The organism is Mesorhizobium sp. M0030, from assembly GCF_040323695.1.
In the GTDB taxonomy this organism is placed as follows: domain Bacteria; phylum Pseudomonadota; class Alphaproteobacteria; order Rhizobiales; family Rhizobiaceae; genus Mesorhizobium.
In genome coordinates this window covers 152,732-169,701 of sequence record NZ_JAMYVE010000003.1, presented here as the reverse complement: position 1 = coordinate 169,701, position 16,970 = coordinate 152,732, and the positions used below count along the sequence as shown (strand labels likewise).

Sequence of the window (16,970 nt, the reverse complement as noted above, 5' to 3'; positions counted from 1 at the left end):
GAAAACCGCTACGCACTTTTCCTGGAATTGCGCCGGCAGTCTCTTGACGCGCGGGAACCATACACGTTAGGGCGTCGGCATATCCGACGACGAACACGCCGATACAGCAAGGGGCTCCGGTCGATGGACATTTTCAGCGCTGCAAGCATGACGGCCCTCCTCCAGGTCATCGCCATCGATCTGGTGCTTGCCGGCGACAATGCCATCGTCATCGGCCTTGCCGCCGCCGGCCTGCCGGTCGAGCAGCGCAAGAAAGCCATCCTGATCGGCGTGTTGGCAGCGACGGTGCTGCGCATCCTGTTTGCCGCCGTCACCGTCAAGCTTCTTGCCATTGTCGGCCTGCTGCTGGCCGGCGGCATCCTTTTGTTGTGGGTGTGCTGGAAGATGTGGCGCGAGCTGCGGACGTCGCATGCCGACGAGTTCGAGGCGACCGAGGCGCTGTCCGATTCCGACCTCAACAGCGACAGAACGGTGGGTGGCAAGGCGCCGCGCAAGACGCTCGGCCAGGCGGCCCTGCAGATCGTCGTCGCCGATGTTTCGATGTCGCTGGACAATGTGCTGGCGGTCGCCGGTGCGGCGCGCGATCATTTTCCCGTGCTTGTCATAGGCCTGGTGCTGTCGATCGCCTTGATGGGCTTGGCCGCGAGCTTCATTGCCAAGCTGCTGCATCGCCACCGCTGGATCGCCTATGTCGGCTTGCTGATCATTCTCTACGTCGCGATCGATATGGTCTATCGCGGCGTTGTCGAGGTCTGGCCGCATGTCAGTCCTGTGGTGAGCTGACGCTGCCGGTCCCACAGCTTCTGTAGCAGCATGGTCGCGTTCGCCGCAGCCGCTGCCCATACCAATGCCGCAATAAGTGTGGTACTGGCCGCCGATCCCGAAAAACCCGGAATGTTTTCTCATGTCTGCGCCTCGCGTCAGTTTCGTCAGCCTTGGATGCCCGAAGGCGCTTGTGGATTCCGAGCGCATCATCACGCGCCTGCGCGCCGAAGGCTATGAGATCGCACGCAAGCATGACGGCGCCGACCTTGTCGTCGTCAACACCTGCGGCTTTCTCGATTCAGCCCGCGACGAATCGCTCAACGCCATCGGTTCGGCGCTTTCGGAAAACGGCCGGGTGATTGTCACCGGCTGCCTCGGCGCCGAGCCGGACGTCATACGAGAGAAGCACCCCAACGTCCTCGCCATCACCGGCCCGCAGGCCTATGAGAGCGTGATGGCCGCGGTGCATGAGGCGGCGCCGCCCAGCCACGATCCCTATATCGACCTTCTGCCGCCGCAAGGCGTCAAGCTGACGCCGCGGCACTACGCCTATCTCAAGATTTCCGAAGGCTGCAACAACCGCTGCACCTTCTGCATCATTCCGGCACTGCGCGGCGACCTCGTCTCGCGCCCGGCGGCCGATGTGCTGCGCGAGGCCGAGAAGCTGGCCAAGGCCGGCGTCAAGGAATTGCTGGTCATCTCGCAGGACACCAGCGCCTACGGCATCGACATCAAGTACCAGACTTCGATGTTCGGCGACCGCGAAGTGCGGGCGAAATTCCTCGACCTGTCGGAGGAGCTGGGCAAGCTCGGCATCTGGGTGCGCATGCACTATGTCTACCCCTACCCGCATGTCGCCGATGTCATCCCGCTGATGGCGGATGGAAGAATCCTTCCCTATCTGGACATCCCCTTCCAGCACGCCTCGCCCCAGGTGCTGAAGAACATGCGCCGTCCCGCCCATGGCGAAAAGACGCTGGAGCGCATTCGCGGCTGGCGCGAGGTGTGCCCGGATCTGGCGATACGCTCGACCTTCATCGTCGGTTTCCCCGGCGAGACCGACGAGGATTTCGAGATGCTGCTCGACTGGCTGGACGAGGCCAGGATCGATCGCGCCGGCTGCTTTAAATACGAGCCGGTCCGCGGCGCCCGCTCCAACGATCTCGGCCTCGAACAGGTGCCGCAGGAGATCAAGGAAGCGCGCTGGCATCGCTTCATGCAGCGTCAGCAGAAGATCTCGGCGACGCAGCTGGCCAAGAAGGTCGGCAAGCGCCTGCCGGTGCTGATCGACGAGGCGCATGGCACGTCTGCCAAGGGCCGGACAAAATACGACGCGCCCGAGATCGACGGTTCGGTGCATATCCAGTCGCGCCGTCCGCTGCGCCAAGGCGACATCGTCACGGTCAAGATCGACCGCGCCGACGCCTACGACCTTTACGGCTCGGCGGTTTAGAAGATCACCAAAAAGGCGTCTCCCCGGCGCCCTCGAATTTTTGGCACAGCCCTCGGCGCGGTTTCGCAGTCGAGGCGTGCAGCCCGCGAAATGAAAAGGGGCGCCGCGCGGCGCCCCTTCTCTTTTGCGTTTCCGATACTTACTGCGGCAACTTGTCGTCGACACCCTTCACATAGAAGTTCATGCCGAGCAGCGTGCCGTCGTCGGCTACTTCGCCGTCCTTGAGCCACGGCGTGCCATCCTGCTTGGCGACCGGTCCGGTGAAGGGGTTCCAGCCATCTGCGATTTTCTTGGCGGTTGCCTCGGCCATCGCCTTCACATCGTCCGGCATGTTGGTGAAGGGCGCCAGCTTGACGGCGCCGTCCTTGATGCCGAGCCAGACATTGTCCGGCTTCCAGGTGCCGTCGAGCGCTGCCTGGACGCGGCTGATGTAGTACGGCCCCCATTCGTCTGTCAGCGAGGTCAGCTGCGCGTTCGGCGCGAACTTGATCATGTCGGAGGACTGGCCGAAGCCGTGCAGCTTGCGCTCTTCCGCCACCTGCAGTGCCGCAGTGGAATCGGTGTGCTGGACGATGATGTCGGCGCCCTGGTCGAACAGCGCCTTGGCCGCGTCGGCTTCCTTGCCCGGATCGAACCAGGAGTTCACCCAGACGATCTTGGCCTTGAAGTTCGGGTTGACCGACTGCGCGCCGAGCATGAAGGAGTTGATGCCCATCACCACTTCGGGGATCGGGAAAGAAACGATATAGCCGGCGACCCCTGCCTTCGATTCCTTGGCGGCGATCTGGCCGAGCACGTAGCGGCCCTCGTAGAAGCGCGCATTGTAGATGCCGAGATTGTCAGCGGTCTTGTAGCCGGTGGCGTGCTCGAACATCACTTTGGGGAACTTCTTGGCGACCTTCACTTCCGGGTCCATGAAGCCGAAAGAGGTGCCGAAGATGATCTTGCAGCCTTCGCGCGCCAGACGCTCGAAAGCGCGGTCGGCATCGGGACCTTCCGAGACGTTCTCGAGATAGGCGGTTTCGACCTTGTCGCCGAGCGCCTTCTCCACCTCGAGGCGGCCTTGGTCGTGCTGGTAGGAATAGCCGAAATCGCCGATCGGGCCGGTGTAGACCCAGCATGCCTTCAACTTGTCGGCGGCCTGCGCGGACGCCGCCAGTGACATGGCGGCGGTCGTGGTCATCAACGCGATAAGCAGTTTTTTCATTGTGTTACCTCTCTGAGTTTAGCCTTGGAGCTTCCCGTTTGTTTTTGTTGTCAACGATCCGGAACGAATGGCTGCCCCAAGGAAGCCGGCGTGTTCATCATCGTCAGACGCTTGTTGCGCGAGATTAGAACGAGAACCACGACGGTTGCCAGATAGGGCAGAGAAGAAAGCAGCTGCGAAGGCACCGGAATGCCAAATGCCTGTGCATGAAGCTGGCCGATCCACACCGCGCCGAAGATGTAGGCGCCGGCGAGCACGCGCCACGGCCGCCAGGAGGCGAAGACGACCAGCGCCAGCGCGATCCAGCCGCGGCCCGCGCTCATGTTCTCTACCCATTGCGGCGTGTAGACCAGCGACAGGTGGCCGCCGGCAAGGCCGGCGCAGGCGCCGCCGAAGATGACCGCGAGATAGCGGTAGCGGATGACTTTGATGCCGAGCGCATGTGCCGATGTGTGGCTGTCTCCGATCGAGCGCAGGGTGAGGCCGGTGCGGGTCTTGAACAGGAACCACATGACGGCCGCCGTCAGCGCGATCGAGATGTAGAAGATTGGATCCTGGCCGAACAACAGCCTGCCGACGACGGGAATGTCAGTGAGCACCGGAACGTAGAGGTTTGGCAGCCGCTCGCCCGGCTGGCCGACGAAGCTGGTCCCCATCATGCCGGAAAGGCCGAGGCCAAGCAGCGTCAACGACAGGCCGGTCGCCACCTGGTTGGTGGCGAGCGACAGCGTCATCACCGCAAACAGCAGCGAGAACACGGCACCCATGGCGATTGCCGCCAACAGGCCGATCCAGGGCGATCCCGTGAGATAGCCGGCGCCGAAGCCGCCGACGGCGCCCATGATCATCATGCCTTCGACGCCGAGGTTGAGCACGCCGGAGCGCTCGACCACGAGTTCGCCGATTGCCGCTATTAAAAGCGGCGTTGCCGCCGTGGCGATGGTCAAAAGGATGTTGACGGCGATGTCCATCAGCGGGCTTCCTTCAACTTCGGCGCGGCTTCAAGCTTTGCCGCGCTTTTCGTCAGCGCCATGCCGACCAGGCGAATGCGGTAATGGATGAGCGTGTCGCAACCGAGCACGAAGAACAAAAGCATGCCCTGGAACACACGCGCCACCTTGTCGGAGATGCCGAGCGCGCTTTGCACCGCCTCGCCGCCGAGATAGGTCAGCGCCAGCACCAGGCCGGCGGCGACGATGCCGAGCGGATTGAGCCGGCCGAGGAACGCGACAATGATCGCTGTGAAGCCGTAGCCGGGCGAGATCACCGGTTGCAGCTGGCCGATGGCGCCGGAGACTTCCGAAATGCCGGCAAGCCCGGCCAGCGCGCCTGACAGCAGGAAGGCGAAGAAGACCATGCGGTTGAGGCCGAAGCCGGCGAACCGCCCTGCCCTCGGGCTGGAGCCGAGCACGCGGACCTCAAAACCCTTGAGCAGGCGGCTCATCAGCACCCAGATCAGCACGGCTGCAACAAGCGCGAAGACAAAACCCCAATTGGCGCGGCCGGCATCCGGCATCAGTTCCGGCAGGACCGCCGAGTCGTTGAACTGGATCGTCTGCGGAAAACCATGGCCCTGCGGATCGCGCCAGGGACCGCGCACCAGCCAGTCGAGGAAAAGCTGGGCGACATAGACCAGCATCAGGCTGGTCAGGATTTCGTTGGTGCCGAAGCGCGTCTTTAAGAGAGCCGGGATTGCAGCGTAGGCGGCGCCGCCGACCATGCCGAACAACAGCATCAGCGGCAGCACCAGCGGGCCTTCGAACCCGGGAAACAGCACCGGAATGGCCGAGCCGAAAATGCCGCCGAGGATGAACTGTCCCTCAGCGCCGATGTTCCAGATGTTGGCCTTGTAGCAGACCGACAGGCCGACCGCGATCAGGATCAACGGCGCGGCCTTGATCGCCAGCTCATGCAGCTGCCAGACCTGGCTGATCGGCTCGATGAAATAGATCTCGAATGCGCTCAGCGGGTTGACGCCGAGCAGCGCGAACAGAACCGCGCCGGCGATGATCGTCACGGCGAAGGCGATGAAGGGCGACAGCGCCGAAAACAGCATAGAGCGCTGCGGGCGTTTGACGAGTTCGAGGCGCATCATGCCGTCTCCAGAACATGTTCGGCGTGGCCGGGCTCGGCGCCGCCCATCAACAGACCGACCTTTTCGAAAGTTGCCTCGGCGATCGGCAGCGGTTTCGACAATTCGCCATTGTGCATGACCGCGATCGCATCCGAAATCTCGAACAGCTCATCGAGGTCCTGGCTGATGACCAGAACCGCCGAGCCACTGCGCGCCAGTTCGATCAGAGCCTGGCGGATATGAGCGGCGGCGCCGGCGTCGACGCCCCAGGTCGGCTGGTTGACGACCATGACGGCAGGGCTGCGGTCGAGTTCGCGGCCGACGATGAATTTCTGCAGATTGCCGCCCGACAGGGCCGCGGCTTCCGGATCGGGCGCGCTCTTGCGCACATCCATCGCCACGATGATGCGCTGGGCGGCGGCATAGACCGCACCGCTTTTGACTGCGCCGCCGACGCCGACAAAAACCTTGCCGTCGGTGGCGTGCCGCGACAGAAGCAGATTTTCCGAAAGCTTCATGCGTGGCGCCGCGCCATGGCCGAGGCGTTCTTCCGGCACGAAGGCAGCGCCCATCAGCCGCCGGCCTGTGATCGAGAGCGAGCCGGCATCCTTGCCGCGGATGCGCACGGATGCGGCGTCCTGCTGCAGCACCTCGCCGGAGACGGATTCGAAGAACTCGCCCTGGCCGTTGCCGGCGACACCGGCAATGCCGATCACCTCGCCGGCGCGCACAGCGAGGTTGATATTCTTCAGCGGGATCGAAAACGGCGTTGCCGGCTTGCGGCTGAGGGCGCGAATTTCGAGCAGCGGCTGCGCGGCCTCGATGCCTTCGGCCGGCGCACGCACCACGGCCTTCACCTCGTTGCCGACCATCATGCGGGCCAGCGACGAAGCCGTTTCCTCGCGCGGATTGCAATGGCCGACGACCTTGCCGTGACGCAGCACGGTGGCGCGGTCGCAAATGCGTTTGACCTCTTCCAGCCGGTGCGAAATGTAGAGGATGGATTTGCCCTCGGAGCGCAGGCGCTCTAGCGTCTCGAACAGCTTGTCGGCTTCCTGCGGCGTCAGCACCGAGGTCGGCTCGTCGAGGATGATGAGCTGCGGCGTCTGCAACAGGCAGCGGATGATCTCGATGCGCTGGCGTTCGCCGACCGAGAGATCGCCGACCAGCGAGTCCGGATCGAGCGGCAGGCCATAGCTGAAGGAAAGCGCCCTCGCCTTGGCCGCGATCGAGCTGATCGGTGAGCCGTCATCCAGAGACAGAGCGATATTCTCGGCCGCGGTCAGCGCCTCGAACAGCGAAAAGTGCTGAAACACCATGCCGATGCCGAGCTTCTTCGCCATGCCCGGACTGGTGATCCGCACCGCTTCCCCGTTCCAGAATATCTCGCCGGAATTGGGCTCCAGCGAGCCGAACAGCATCTTGACCAGCGTCGACTTGCCGGCGCCGTTTTCGCCAAGCAGCGCGTGGATCTCGCCCTTGGCGATGTTGAGGTCGATATGATCGCACGCCGTCAACGTGCCGAATATCTTGGTCAGGCCACGAACCTCAAGCAGGTTCGCTCCATCATGATCTGCACTCACAGTGCCTCCCATCCGGTTCCCGGACATGTTCTGTGTTCCCGCCAGCATGGTATGCGCTGGCCGCTCTCGTGCGAAAGCAGTACCCACCTTGAAAGAGCTTCAAGAATTTCAGCGGAAACTCAAGGGGTAAAGACCGACCTGCTTCGTACAACAGACCGATCGCCCGGTTTTTCGGGTAAACAGTGCCTAGCGTCGCGGCAAAACACTGAACAGCAAGGCAGATCAGGGGATCAGTATGGTCGTGCCCGTGGTCTTGCGCCCTTCGAGATCGGCTTGCGCCTTGCCCGCGTCCTTCAGCGCATAACGCTGGTTGATCTTGATCTCGACCGCACCGCTCAACACCACGTCGAACAATGCCGCGGCGGAGACTTCGAGGTCTTCACGCTTGGCGTTGTAGACGAACAAAGTCGGCCTGGTAGCGAACAGCGAGCCCTTCTGCGCCAGCAGCGACATCGAAAATGGCGGGATCGGTCCAGAGGACTGACCGAAAGAGACGAACATGCCGAGCGGCTTCAGACAGTCGAGCGAGGCCGGGAATGTGTCGTTGCCGACCGAATCGTAGACGACGTCACATTTCTTGCCGCCGGTGATGGCGGCGACCCCGGCGACGAAATCCTGCTCCTTGTAGTTGATGACATGGCCGAAGCCATGCGCCTTGGCGAGCTCGATCTTGTCGGTTGAGCTTGCCGTGCCGATCACGGTGGCGCCGAGATGTTTTGCCCATTGTCCCAGGATCAGCCCGACGCCGCCGGCGGCGGCATGGAACAGGATGGTGTCGCCTGCCTTCACCTTGAAGGTCCGGCGCAACAGATACTCCGCCGTCATGCCTTTAAGCATCATGCCGGCGGCCTGTTCGTCGCTGATGCGGTCCGGCACCTTGACGACGCGGTCGGCGGCGACGACGCGTTGTTCGGCATAGGCGCCGACGTTGACGGCATAGGCGATGCGGTCGCCCGGCTTCAGCCAGTCGATGCCTGCGCCGACCTCGAGAACCACACCTGCCGCCTCGCCGCCGGGGATCAGCGGGAAGCCGCCGGCCGGCGGATAGAGGCCGATGCGGTGATAGACATCGATGAAATTGAGGCCGATCGCGGTATGCCTGACCAGGATCTGCCCGGCGCCGGGTTGTCCCGGATCGGCGTCTTCATAGGTCAGGACTTCCGGACCGCCATGGGCGTGGATACGGACTGCTTTGGACATTGTGGGCTTTCCTGCGGTCAGGCTTTCTTAGTGTCCGGCTTGGCGCCGAGTTTGGGGAAGAACTGCATGATACCGCCGATGCAGGCGAGGTAAAGTCCGGTGATGGTGATGCCGACCTTGGTAAAGACGCTGACCTGTTCGCCCAAAACGCCGATCTGGTCGTAGAAGGCGGCAAGGGCCGCCTGCGCCAGCGCCAGCGCACCGAAAGCACACCAGAGCAGCGTCATGCCAAGATTAATTGGCCGCAGCCGCACCACCCGCACGGGATGAATGAAGTTGATCGGCACGAAGGTGAGGATGCCGGCCGCCACGACGACGCCGAAGGACACCCACTGTCCCGGCTCGATGACGAACAGCGTGAACACGACCATGTTCCAGACCACCGGAAAGCCTTTGAAGAAGTTCTCCTTCGTCTTCATTCCGGTGTCGGCATAATAGATGGCGCTGGACACCACGATGATGGCCGCCGACAGGAAAGACAGCCCTTCGCCCATGAAGCCGCGCTGGTAGAGCGCGAAGGCGGGGATCAGCACATAGGTGACATAGTCGATGATGTTGTCGAGGAGTTCGCCCGACCAGGTCGGCAGGATCTCCTTGACCTCAAGCTTGCGCGCGATCGGCCCGTCTATGCCGTCGACGAACAGCGCCAGCCCCAGCCACCAGAACATCGCCGTCCAGCGTTGCTCGCTTGCCGCCACCAGAGACAGGAAGGCCAGGAACGAGCCAGACGCGGTCAACAGATGCACCGAGAATGCCCGCGCCTGCGGCCAGGTGACCTTTTTCTTCGGCCTGGGTATCCGGTCGGTGATCTTTTTGGCGGCATTCCTGGCGGTTGTGTTCTTGCTCACGGGCCCCGCCAATCCAGTTTGCAGATTTCGGCCGAGCGGCCGGCAAAGTTCCAGTTGTGGCCGAACGCCCGCATCTTGCTTTTGTCGGACCTGGCCACGATGATCTCCGGCGCGATCCAGTATTCCGAGTTGCCGATCACGGTATCCTTCTCGCGATCCTTGCCGGGAATCGGTGTGACCGCCCCGTCGATGATCTTCGGTATCTGGAAAATACGGGTCTTGTCACGCGTCTCGTAGGTGATCGGCACCTGCTCGACACCGAGGAACTTGCCGACAAGGATCGACAACAGCGAGGTTGTTCCGCCGGCCTTCCCGGTGAAGATCCTGGTCAGCGCTTTCACCGCGTAGACGGAGGCGCGCTTGTCGATGAACAGGCCTGCGGTCCAGTTGCCGCGGCTCATAAAGCCGGGGATTTCCATGACCAGACCGAGATTGAGGCCGGACAGGTCGACCTCGCCGAAATGGCCTGCGTCGATGCGGAAGCCCGCCCAGGTCTGACAATAACCCTCCGTCGGCGGATGGCTGCCAAGCGACAGCACGCAAGGACAAAAAACCGTGCAATTGCAGGAGAGTACGAGCTCTCCTTTCATTGCCCAGCCTTGCTCTGCCATGGAATTCTCCCCCGTCATGCCGAGACTACTAGCAGGGCGACTACCCAGACAAGCAGTATCGCACCGGCCACTCGGGTTGGAAGGCTGCCGGTGGTCTGTTTTTCGATCAAGGTGAACAGGCCGATCAGCGCCATCCAGAACACGTTCATCGCGCCGACGGCAAACATCACCAGCATCAGCGCCCAGCAGCAGCCGAGGCACCACAGGCCCTGCTTCAGCCCTAGCCGGAAGATGCCACCCGGCTCCGCGCTCCAGTTGGAAAACAGTGTCGAGAACGGGTTCCGGCATTTTGTCAGGCAGGCCTGCTTGAGGCTGCTGAACTGGTAGAGGCCGGCAACCAGCAGCGCGGCCGCCGCGGCAAGGCCGCTCACCGGATCGAGCAATCGAGCGGAGGACGTAAATGCGTGGACGAGCAACGTCAGCACCGCGAAGCCGATAGAGGCGACAAGCCATGTCGAGAGGTAGCCGGCAGCCAGGACCAGCGGATGGGCCACCGGCTCGCCCTTGATGCGGGCGGTGTCGGCGATTTCACAATAGGTACGGATCATCGGCGCCGCCGACGGCAGCATCGTCGCCACGGCCATCAAAAACCACATCACGATCAGCGCCAGAACCGGTGCGCCGCCGGCATCAAGTGGTGCGGGCGTCAGGCACATGCCGAAGAAGCGGTCGAGGACATCCGGCAGCGGCAGTTGCGGCAGATATCGCAGGACCACATCGCCTGGTACGCCGGGGAGCCGGGCTTCGGCGCCGCGGATCGCCATGGCGCCGAGAATGAACCAGGCGAGCAGAATGCCGCCGGCGATGGCGATGTTGACCGTCAGGCGGGGGCTGCGGGCCAGGCTTGCCGTGGCGCGGCCGGCGCGGTCGAGATGGCTGAAATCGTCCTGCTGGCCGGTCATGACAACCGAATGAGCCTAATCGCCGCGTTGATCAAGCCGCATGGTCTGACCTATATCCATGGGTAGACACCTGCATCGCAAACTGGAAGTCCAATTTGGATCATCGCGAGACAGCACGGATACTGGTAGCCGGCAGCGGCCCTGCCGGACTGATCGCGGCGCTCGGTTTCGCCGAGGCGGGCTTTCCGGTAACCCTGGTCGGACCCGAAGCAGGCGGGCCCGATGGCCGGACCACGGCGCTGATGAACCCTGCTCTCAAGGTTCTCGATCGGCTGGGCGTGCTGGCCGAACTTGCGCCGAAGGCCGCGCCGCTGAAGGTCATGCGCATCGTTGATGCGACCAGCCGGCTGATCCGCAGCCCGGTGGTGACTTTTCGCGCCATGGAGATCGGCGAGGAGCAGTTCGGGCTCAACCTGCCCAATAGTGCGCTGAACCCGACGCTGGCCAAGTCCGTCGCGGCCCATCCCGGCATCGAATGGCTGACGTCGATGGTCGAGAGTTGGCGTCTGGACGCCGATCAGGCGCATGCCGTCTTGACTGATGGTCGCGAAGTCTCGGCCGCGCTTGCGGTCGCTGCCGATGGGCGCCTGTCGCCGGCGCGCGAGGCGGCAGGCATAGTGGCCTCGGTGCGATCCTACCGCCAAGCGGCGCTGGTGCTGAATTTTGGCCATCGCAGCGAACACGGCTTCACCTCGACCGAGTTCCACACAGAGACCGGGCCGTTCACCCAGGTGCCGCTGCCCGGCAACCGCTCCAGCCTCGTCTGGGTGGTGAAACCGGAGGCGGCGAAGGACCTCGCCGCACTCGATGACGCGACGCTTTCCGAGCGTGTCGAGCAGCAGATGCAGTCGATGCTGGGCCGGGTGTCGGTCGAGCCCGGCCGACAAATTTACCCGCTTTCAGCGGCATCACCGGGGCGCTTCGCGCAAAACCGTGTGGCGCTGGTCGGCGAGGCTGCACATGTGTTCCCGCCGATCGGGGCCCAAGGTCTAAACCTCGGCATCAGGGACGTCGAGGATCTGATTGGAATCGCACGCGAAAATCGCGGCGACCCTGGCGCCGCAAGGGCTTTGGCCGCCTATGATTCCAGGCGCCGTCCCGACATTCTGGCGCGTTCGGGCGCGGTCAACCTGCTTAACATGTCGTTGCTGTCGGACATGTTGCCGGCGCAGATGGCACGCAGCGCCGGCCTCAATGTGCTCGGCAGTTTCGCGCCGCTGCGCGCCTTTTTCATGCGCGAAGGCTTGAGGCCGGGCAGCGGCTTTGCGGCGCTTACCGGCGGTTCAGGGAAACAGGTCCGGCGGTAAGATGCCGTGGCGGATCATGTAGAGCAGCCCGGTCACCGTCAGCACCGAGAGGCAGGTGGTGATCAGCACGCTGGCCGACGCGCGTTGCACCCAGACGCCATATTGCTGGGCGATGACGAAGACGTTGGTTGCGGTCGGTAATGCCGCCAAAAGCACGGCTGAAAAAACCCAGATTTCGGAAAAGTTCCCGATCCAGCTCAGCACGACGTAGCAGAGCGATGGATGCAGGATCAGCTTCAGCGCCGCGATCGACGCCAGCTCATGCGGCACGCGGTTGAGCGGCCGGAGCGCAAGCGTCACGCCCATGGCAAACAGGGCGCAAGGGGCGGCTGCCCGCGAAAGATATTCAAGCAGGCGATCGACCGGCTGCGGTGGGTGAAAGCCGAGATAGGCCGCGCCGACGCCAAGCGAGGTCGCGATGATGAACGGGTGCAGGACGATTTTCCTGACTACGCCGAGGATGAGCCGCCACGGCGATGTCTTGTCGTCGCCCGACAGCGCCATCATCATCGGCGCGATGGCGAAATGCATGATATTTTCGAAGCAGAAGATCAGCGCGACGGGAACCGCCGCTTGTTCGCCGAAGGCGAGCAGCGCCAGCCCCGGCCCCATATAGCCGATATTGCCGTAGGCCGCGGCCAGCGCCTTGATCGTCGACTGGGCGATCTCGCCGCGCGACGCCGTCACCGACCATACGAACATGATCGAGAAGATCGTGTAGGTGGAAAATACCGAGCCGAAGATGAAGCGCCATTCGGTCAACTGTTCGAACGGCGTGCGGGCCAGCAATTGGAAGAACAGGGCAGGAAGCGCGACATAGACGATGAAGGTGTTCATCCAGCCAAGCGCTTCCAGCGGCTGCCTGGTCATGCGCGCGACCAGAAAGCCGATGAAAATCAGCCCGAAGAACGGAAGAACAAGACCGACAATGTCAGACATTTTTGCCCTGGCCCGAAACCCCGGGACCGGGCTAGCCCGTAGCTTCATCGGGCGTCAAGCGCTTCGGCATTGAACTGACACGCCATCTGCGCCAAATAAAGCCTGATCCCAGACCTAAGTCGGGCTCGATTTTTGGCCACGGTGTGTGTAAATTCAAAGCCTTAGAGCGCTCTTCGCACATTCGAGGGGACGCCGGGCGCTCTAGAGGCTTAGTGGTGAGTATGATGAAAACGGCCAAATTTTCGATCGGACAGGTGGTTCGTCATCGGCTGTTTCCGTTCCGCGGCATCATTTTCGATGTCGATCCGCAATTCGCCAACACCGACGAATGGTACGAAGCCATCCCGGCCGACGTGCGGCCGCGCAAGGACCAGCCGTTCTACCATCTGCTCGCCGAGAATTCGGAAACCGAATACATCGCCTATGTCTCCGAGCAGAACCTGCTCGAGGACCAATCAGGTGAGCCGGTCCGTCATCCGCAGATCGGCGAGATGTTCGACAAGCGGCCGGATGGACGCTACGAGCCGAAACGCCAGTCGAGACACTGACATCACCTTGCATCGACGTGACGACAACAAAAAAGCGGGGCATGACCCCGCTTTTTGTCGCTCCGGTATCTGTCCCGGCGATTAGTTGGCGGCTTTGGCCTTGGCCTGCTCGTCCTTGAGCTTCTTGGCGAAGTCCTGGTTGTTCTTGACGACGAAATCCTGAAGTTTTTTCTGCCGATCCTCGATGTCCGACTGCTGCAGCGGCGCGCCGTCAAAGGCGCCGCTGAAGCCGGTCAAGGCAACCTTGATGGGATTTGGCTGACTTTGGAAGTTGATCGAGGTCAGCGTGATCGCCTGTCCCTTCTTGAAGGACGCGACGAGCGCGTCGGTCAGCGGCACTTCGGCAACGCAACGGTCGGCGAAGCAAATGACATAATCCAGCTTCGTCGCCTTGCCGGCGTCTATCTGCAGGGCGATGCCGGGGGGCACCAGGCGACCTGGGGGAACCGTGACCTGGAAGACCTTGCGGTTTACCTTGCCCTTCAACTCGATCAGGCTGACGCCGGTGACGAACTGGCCGTTGCCGGCAGTGATGATGTTCTGGACATTGCAGATGTCGACATCTTCCTGCTTGGTGCAGGCCTTGAACCAACCCTGCGGAATCTGTTGCTGTGCCGAAGCGGTGGGAAGTCCGGCGCCCAGAAAGCCGACCACGCCCGCGGCCAGGACCGAAAGGCGGTATGCGTTGCTGTTCAGGCTCGTCATGTCGTGCATTTCCTCTCAAATGATCCCGGGACCGGCTTCTTCGCGCCGTGTGGTCCTGCTACCTGTTGCCGAATTGAGGCAACAGAATGACTTCGGAGCGCGTGTTACACTGCATGAGCAGCCGAATCCAGCCCGCCGCCTGCAATTCTTGGCCGCGCAATTTGGGTCGTGCGATTTGGGTTGATGTATCTGGCCGGAGCGCCGCGGCGCCATGTTAGGGTGCACTCCGAATCATCAAGCCGCCCAGTAAGGAGACGGTCATGGGCCGCATTCTTGTTTGGCTGATCGCCGCAATTTCGTTCTTCGCCTTTGCACCCGGCGTGGCGATGTCGGAACCGAAACATGCCATCGCCATGCAGGGCGAGCCGGCGCTGCCAGCCGACTACCAGCATTTCGACTACGTCAATCCCGATGCGCCCAAGGGCGGCAACATCACTTACTGCGTCGTCGGCAGCTTCGACAATCTGAACCCGTTCATCCTGAAGAGCCTGCGCACCACGGCGCGCGGCATGCAGGACCTCATTTTCGGCAATCTCGTCTTCGAGCCGTTGATGATGCGCAACTACGACGAGGCCTTCAGCCTCTATGGCCTGCTCGCAGACACAGCCGATATGGATCCCGAGCGCAAGTCGATCGAGTTCCATCTCAACCCAAATGCAAAGTGGTCCGACGGCGAGCCGGTGACGCCGGATGACGTGCTGTTCACCTACGATGTCTTCACCGACAAGGGCCGCCCGCCCTACAGGGACCGCATGAGCCTGATCGCCAAGCTCGAAAAGACCGGCGATCACAGCGTGCGCTTCACCTTCAACGACAAGGCCAATCGCGAGACCCCCTTGATCATCGCACTGACGCCGATCATCCCAAAGCACGCCTTCAACAAGGATACCTTCGACAAGACGACGCTGAAGCCGGTGATCGGCAGCGGTCCCTATACCATCGACAAGGTGCAGCCGGGACAGCGCATCGTCTTCAAGCGCAATCCGAATTACTGGGGCAAGGACATCCCTTCCAAGCGCGGCTTCGACAATTACGACCAGATCACCATCGAGTACTTCCTCAACGCCAATGCCAAGACGGAAGCGTTCAAGAAAGGCATCTGCGCCATTTACGATGAGGGCGATCCGGTCAAGCGCGAGCGCGATATCGATTTTCCCGCCTTCCATCGCGGCGAGGTGATCGCCGAGACCTTCGACACCGGCATACCGCCCGTGGTGACCGGCTTCCTGTTCAACACGCGACTGGAGAAGTTTTCCAATCCGGAGGTGCGGCGCGCGCTCGGCATGCTCTACGACTTCGAATGGGCCAACAAGAACCTGTTCGGCGGCAAGTACACGCGCACGATGAGCTACTGGCAAAACTCCGAACTTTCCGCGCTCGGCCATCCCGCCAGCGACAGGGAAAAGGCGCTGCTGGCGCCCTACCCCGGCCGCGTGCCGGCCGATGTCATGGACGGCAGCTGGCGCCCGCCGGTGAATGACGGCACCGGCCAGGACCGCAAGGTGATGAAGGTGGCGTTCGACCTGCTGAAGAGCCAGGGCTACGCCGTTAGGGATGGTGTCCTGCTGGACCCAAAGGGAACTCCCTTCGGTTTCGAGATCCTGACGGCCTCGCAGGACGAGGAACGCTTTGCCGCCATTTATCAGCGCTCGCTGGAAAAGATCGGCATCGCGGTGACCATCCGCAGCCTCGAAGCCGACCAGATCCAGTCGCGCAAGCAGCGTTTCGACTTTGAGGTTCTTGTCGGGTCGAGCGGGTTCAGCAACTCGCTGTCTCCCGGTATGGAGCAGAACCTTCGCTGGGGTTCTTCAGAGGCCAAAAGAGAAGGTTCATTCAATCTGGCCGGCGTCGCCGATCCGGCGGTCGACGCGGCGATCGACGCGATGCTGAGAGCACGGACCAAGGAAGACTATGTCGCCGCCGTGCGCGTGCTCGACCGATTGCTGATCTCCGGCAATTACATGGTGCCGATGCAGTACAACGCGCAGCAATGGCTCGCTTACTGGAATTACCTGGATCATCCCAAAAAGACACCCATATTCGGTTATCAATGGCCGACATGGTGGCGCAAGCCGAACTGAGCGTAGCCGAGATCATGCTCGGTAAAACGCTCGGCTGCAGGAGATCAAGATGAGCGATGACAATTCCATTACGGTCGACGTGGTTTCCGACGTCGTCTGCCCCTGGTGCTTCGTCGGCCAGAAGCGGCTGGATAAAGCGATTGCCGCTGCCGGCGACGTTGAGGTTCATGTGCGCTGGCGGCCGTTCCAGCTCGACCCGACCATCCCGCTCGAGGGCAAGGACCGGCGCGAATACATGCTGGCCAAATTCGGCAGCGACGAGCGCATCCGTCAGATGCATGCCCGCATAGAGCCGCTCGGCGAAGCCGAAGGCATCGATTTCGCTTTCGACGCCATCAAGGTCGCCGCCAACACGCTGGACGCGCATCGTGTCATCCGCTGGGCCGGTGCCGCCGGTGAAGCCGTGCAGAACCGGCTCGTGCGCCGGCTGTTCCAACTGTATTTCGAGAAAGGCGGCAATATTGGCAACCACGCCGTGCTGATCGATGCCGCCCGCGAGGCCGGCATGGACGCTGCCGTGGTCGAAACGCTGTTGCCGACCGATGCCGACGTCGAGGAGGTGCGCACAGAAATCGCCACGGCATCGCGGATGGGGATCACCGGCGTGCCGTGTTTCCTGCTCGAAGGCAAATACGCCGTCATGGGCGCGCAGGACGCCGACACGCTGACTGATGCCATCCGCCAGGTCGCGGCTGCAAAGGCCAAGGGCGAGCTGGAAAAGGCCGGCTAGAGCCTGTTCCATCCCGA

16 protein-coding genes are annotated in these 16,970 nt (G+C 62.4%); 6 read left to right on the top strand and 10 right to left on the bottom strand.

The window, feature by feature from the left end; all coding sequences use genetic code 11:
- Positions 1–123: 123 nt before the first annotated feature.
- A complete protein-coding gene (locus NKJ80_RS08300) occupies positions 124–783 on the top strand; it encodes a TerC family protein (RefSeq protein ID WP_023668959.1) in 660 nt (219 codons plus the stop codon).
- A gap of 121 nt (positions 784–904) precedes the next feature.
- Positions 905–2,218 (top strand): 30S ribosomal protein S12 methylthiotransferase RimO, encoded by a 1,314-nt coding sequence (gene rimO / locus NKJ80_RS08295; protein WP_352497401.1) that lies wholly within the window; start codon positions 905–907, stop codon positions 2,216–2,218.
- 139 nt (positions 2,219–2,357) lie between these two features.
- On the opposite strand, the gene NKJ80_RS08290 is transcribed toward rimO, so the two are convergent.
- The 8 genes from NKJ80_RS08290 to NKJ80_RS08255 all read right to left on the bottom strand — a co-directional run bounded on the left by NKJ80_RS08290 (position 2,358) and on the right by NKJ80_RS08255 (position 10,643).
- Positions 2,358–3,425, bottom strand: coding sequence for a BMP family ABC transporter substrate-binding protein (locus NKJ80_RS08290; protein WP_023682527.1), 1,068 nt, complete (start codon positions 3,423–3,425; stop codon positions 2,358–2,360).
- 50 nt (positions 3,426–3,475) lie between these two features.
- Positions 3,476–4,396, bottom strand: a complete 921-nt coding sequence (locus NKJ80_RS08285) for an ABC transporter permease (protein ID WP_023668962.1) — start codon at positions 4,394–4,396, stop codon at positions 3,476–3,478.
- Positions 4,396–5,520, bottom strand: coding sequence for an ABC transporter permease (locus NKJ80_RS08280; RefSeq protein WP_352497400.1), 1,125 nt, complete (start codon positions 5,518–5,520; stop codon positions 4,396–4,398). The genes NKJ80_RS08285 and NKJ80_RS08280 overlap by 1 nt, the downstream gene beginning before the upstream one ends.
- Positions 5,517–7,094, bottom strand: coding sequence for an ABC transporter ATP-binding protein (locus tag NKJ80_RS08275; protein WP_352497506.1), 1,578 nt, complete (start codon positions 7,092–7,094; stop codon positions 5,517–5,519). The genes NKJ80_RS08280 and NKJ80_RS08275 overlap by 4 nt, the downstream gene beginning before the upstream one ends.
- 210 nt (positions 7,095–7,304) lie before the next feature.
- A complete protein-coding gene (locus NKJ80_RS08270; RefSeq protein WP_023734010.1) occupies positions 7,305–8,282 on the bottom strand; it encodes a quinone oxidoreductase family protein in 978 nt (325 codons plus the stop codon).
- A gap of 17 nt (positions 8,283–8,299) precedes the next feature.
- Positions 8,300–9,130 (bottom strand): phosphatidylcholine synthase, encoded by an 831-nt coding sequence (pcsA, locus tag NKJ80_RS08265; RefSeq protein ID WP_023668966.1) that lies wholly within the window; start codon positions 9,128–9,130, stop codon positions 8,300–8,302.
- A complete protein-coding gene (locus NKJ80_RS08260) occupies positions 9,127–9,741 on the bottom strand; it encodes a DUF1326 domain-containing protein (RefSeq protein WP_023691317.1) in 615 nt (204 codons plus the stop codon). The genes pcsA and NKJ80_RS08260 overlap by 4 nt, the downstream gene beginning before the upstream one ends.
- A 14-nt stretch (positions 9,742–9,755) precedes the next feature.
- Positions 9,756–10,643: a DUF2182 domain-containing protein gene (locus tag NKJ80_RS08255; RefSeq protein ID WP_023691318.1), complete on the bottom strand. Its 888-nt coding sequence runs from the start codon at positions 10,641–10,643 to the stop codon at positions 9,756–9,758.
- Between the two features lie 95 nt (positions 10,644–10,738).
- Here NKJ80_RS08255 and NKJ80_RS08250 point away from each other — a divergent pair, with 95 nt between their 5' ends.
- Positions 10,739–11,950, top strand: a complete 1,212-nt coding sequence (locus tag NKJ80_RS08250; RefSeq protein ID WP_023730587.1) for a UbiH/UbiF family hydroxylase — start codon at positions 10,739–10,741, stop codon at positions 11,948–11,950.
- Here the strand turns inward: NKJ80_RS08250 and NKJ80_RS08245 are convergent.
- Complete coding sequence (locus NKJ80_RS08245) at positions 11,927–12,889, bottom strand: AEC family transporter (protein WP_352497399.1); 963 nt, start codon at positions 12,887–12,889, stop codon at positions 11,927–11,929. The two genes, NKJ80_RS08250 and NKJ80_RS08245, sit on opposite strands and share 24 nt — an antisense overlap.
- Positions 12,890–13,113: 224 nt before the next feature.
- Here NKJ80_RS08245 and hspQ point away from each other — a divergent pair, with 224 nt between their 5' ends.
- Entirely contained in the window at positions 13,114–13,437 is a 324-nt protein-coding gene (gene hspQ, locus NKJ80_RS08240) for a heat shock protein HspQ (protein ID WP_023668971.1), read from the top strand.
- 81 nt (positions 13,438–13,518) lie between these two features.
- Here the strand turns inward: hspQ and NKJ80_RS08235 are convergent, their stop codons facing one another.
- Complete coding sequence (locus NKJ80_RS08235; RefSeq protein ID WP_023668972.1) at positions 13,519–14,142, bottom strand: invasion associated locus B family protein; 624 nt, start codon at positions 14,140–14,142, stop codon at positions 13,519–13,521.
- 260 nt (positions 14,143–14,402) lie between these two features.
- Between NKJ80_RS08235 and NKJ80_RS08230 the strand changes: the two genes are divergently transcribed.
- Positions 14,403–16,223 (top strand): extracellular solute-binding protein, encoded by a 1,821-nt coding sequence (locus NKJ80_RS08230; RefSeq protein ID WP_023730584.1) that lies wholly within the window; start codon positions 14,403–14,405, stop codon positions 16,221–16,223.
- 49 nt (positions 16,224–16,272) lie between these two features.
- A complete protein-coding gene (locus tag NKJ80_RS08225) occupies positions 16,273–16,953 on the top strand; it encodes a DsbA family oxidoreductase (protein WP_352497398.1) in 681 nt (226 codons plus the stop codon).
- The last annotated feature ends 17 nt before the right edge of the window (positions 16,954–16,970 follow it).

Coding starts and splice junctions, on each gene's coding strand:
- NKJ80_RS08300 (WP_023668959.1), top strand. CDS start 124: ATGGACATTTTCAGCGCTGCAAGCATGACGGCCCTCCTCCAGGTCATC.
- rimO (WP_352497401.1), top strand. CDS start 905: ATGTCTGCGCCTCGCGTCAGTTTCGTCAGCCTTGGATGCCCGAAGGCG.
- NKJ80_RS08290 (WP_023682527.1), bottom strand. CDS start 3,425: ATGAAAAAACTGCTTATCGCGTTGATGACCACGACCGCCGCCATGTCA.
- NKJ80_RS08285 (WP_023668962.1), bottom strand. CDS start 4,396: ATGGACATCGCCGTCAACATCCTTTTGACCATCGCCACGGCGGCAACG.
- NKJ80_RS08280 (WP_352497400.1), bottom strand. CDS start 5,520: ATGATGCGCCTCGAACTCGTCAAACGCCCGCAGCGCTCTATGCTGTTT.
- NKJ80_RS08275 (WP_352497506.1), bottom strand. CDS start 7,094: ATGGGAGGCACTGTGAGTGCAGATCATGATGGAGCGAACCTGCTTGAG.
- NKJ80_RS08270 (WP_023734010.1), bottom strand. CDS start 8,282: ATGTCCAAAGCAGTCCGTATCCACGCCCATGGCGGTCCGGAAGTCCTG.
- NKJ80_RS08260 (WP_023691317.1), bottom strand. CDS start 9,741: ATGGCAGAGCAAGGCTGGGCAATGAAAGGAGAGCTCGTACTCTCCTGC.
- NKJ80_RS08255 (WP_023691318.1), bottom strand. CDS start 10,643: ATGACCGGCCAGCAGGACGATTTCAGCCATCTCGACCGCGCCGGCCGC.
- NKJ80_RS08245 (WP_352497399.1), bottom strand. CDS start 12,889: ATGTCTGACATTGTCGGTCTTGTTCTTCCGTTCTTCGGGCTGATTTTC.
- hspQ (WP_023668971.1), top strand. CDS start 13,114: ATGAAAACGGCCAAATTTTCGATCGGACAGGTGGTTCGTCATCGGCTG.
- NKJ80_RS08235 (WP_023668972.1), bottom strand. CDS start 14,142: ATGACGAGCCTGAACAGCAACGCATACCGCCTTTCGGTCCTGGCCGCG.
- NKJ80_RS08230 (WP_023730584.1), top strand. CDS start 14,403: ATGGGCCGCATTCTTGTTTGGCTGATCGCCGCAATTTCGTTCTTCGCC.
- NKJ80_RS08225 (WP_352497398.1), top strand. CDS start 16,273: ATGAGCGATGACAATTCCATTACGGTCGACGTGGTTTCCGACGTCGTC.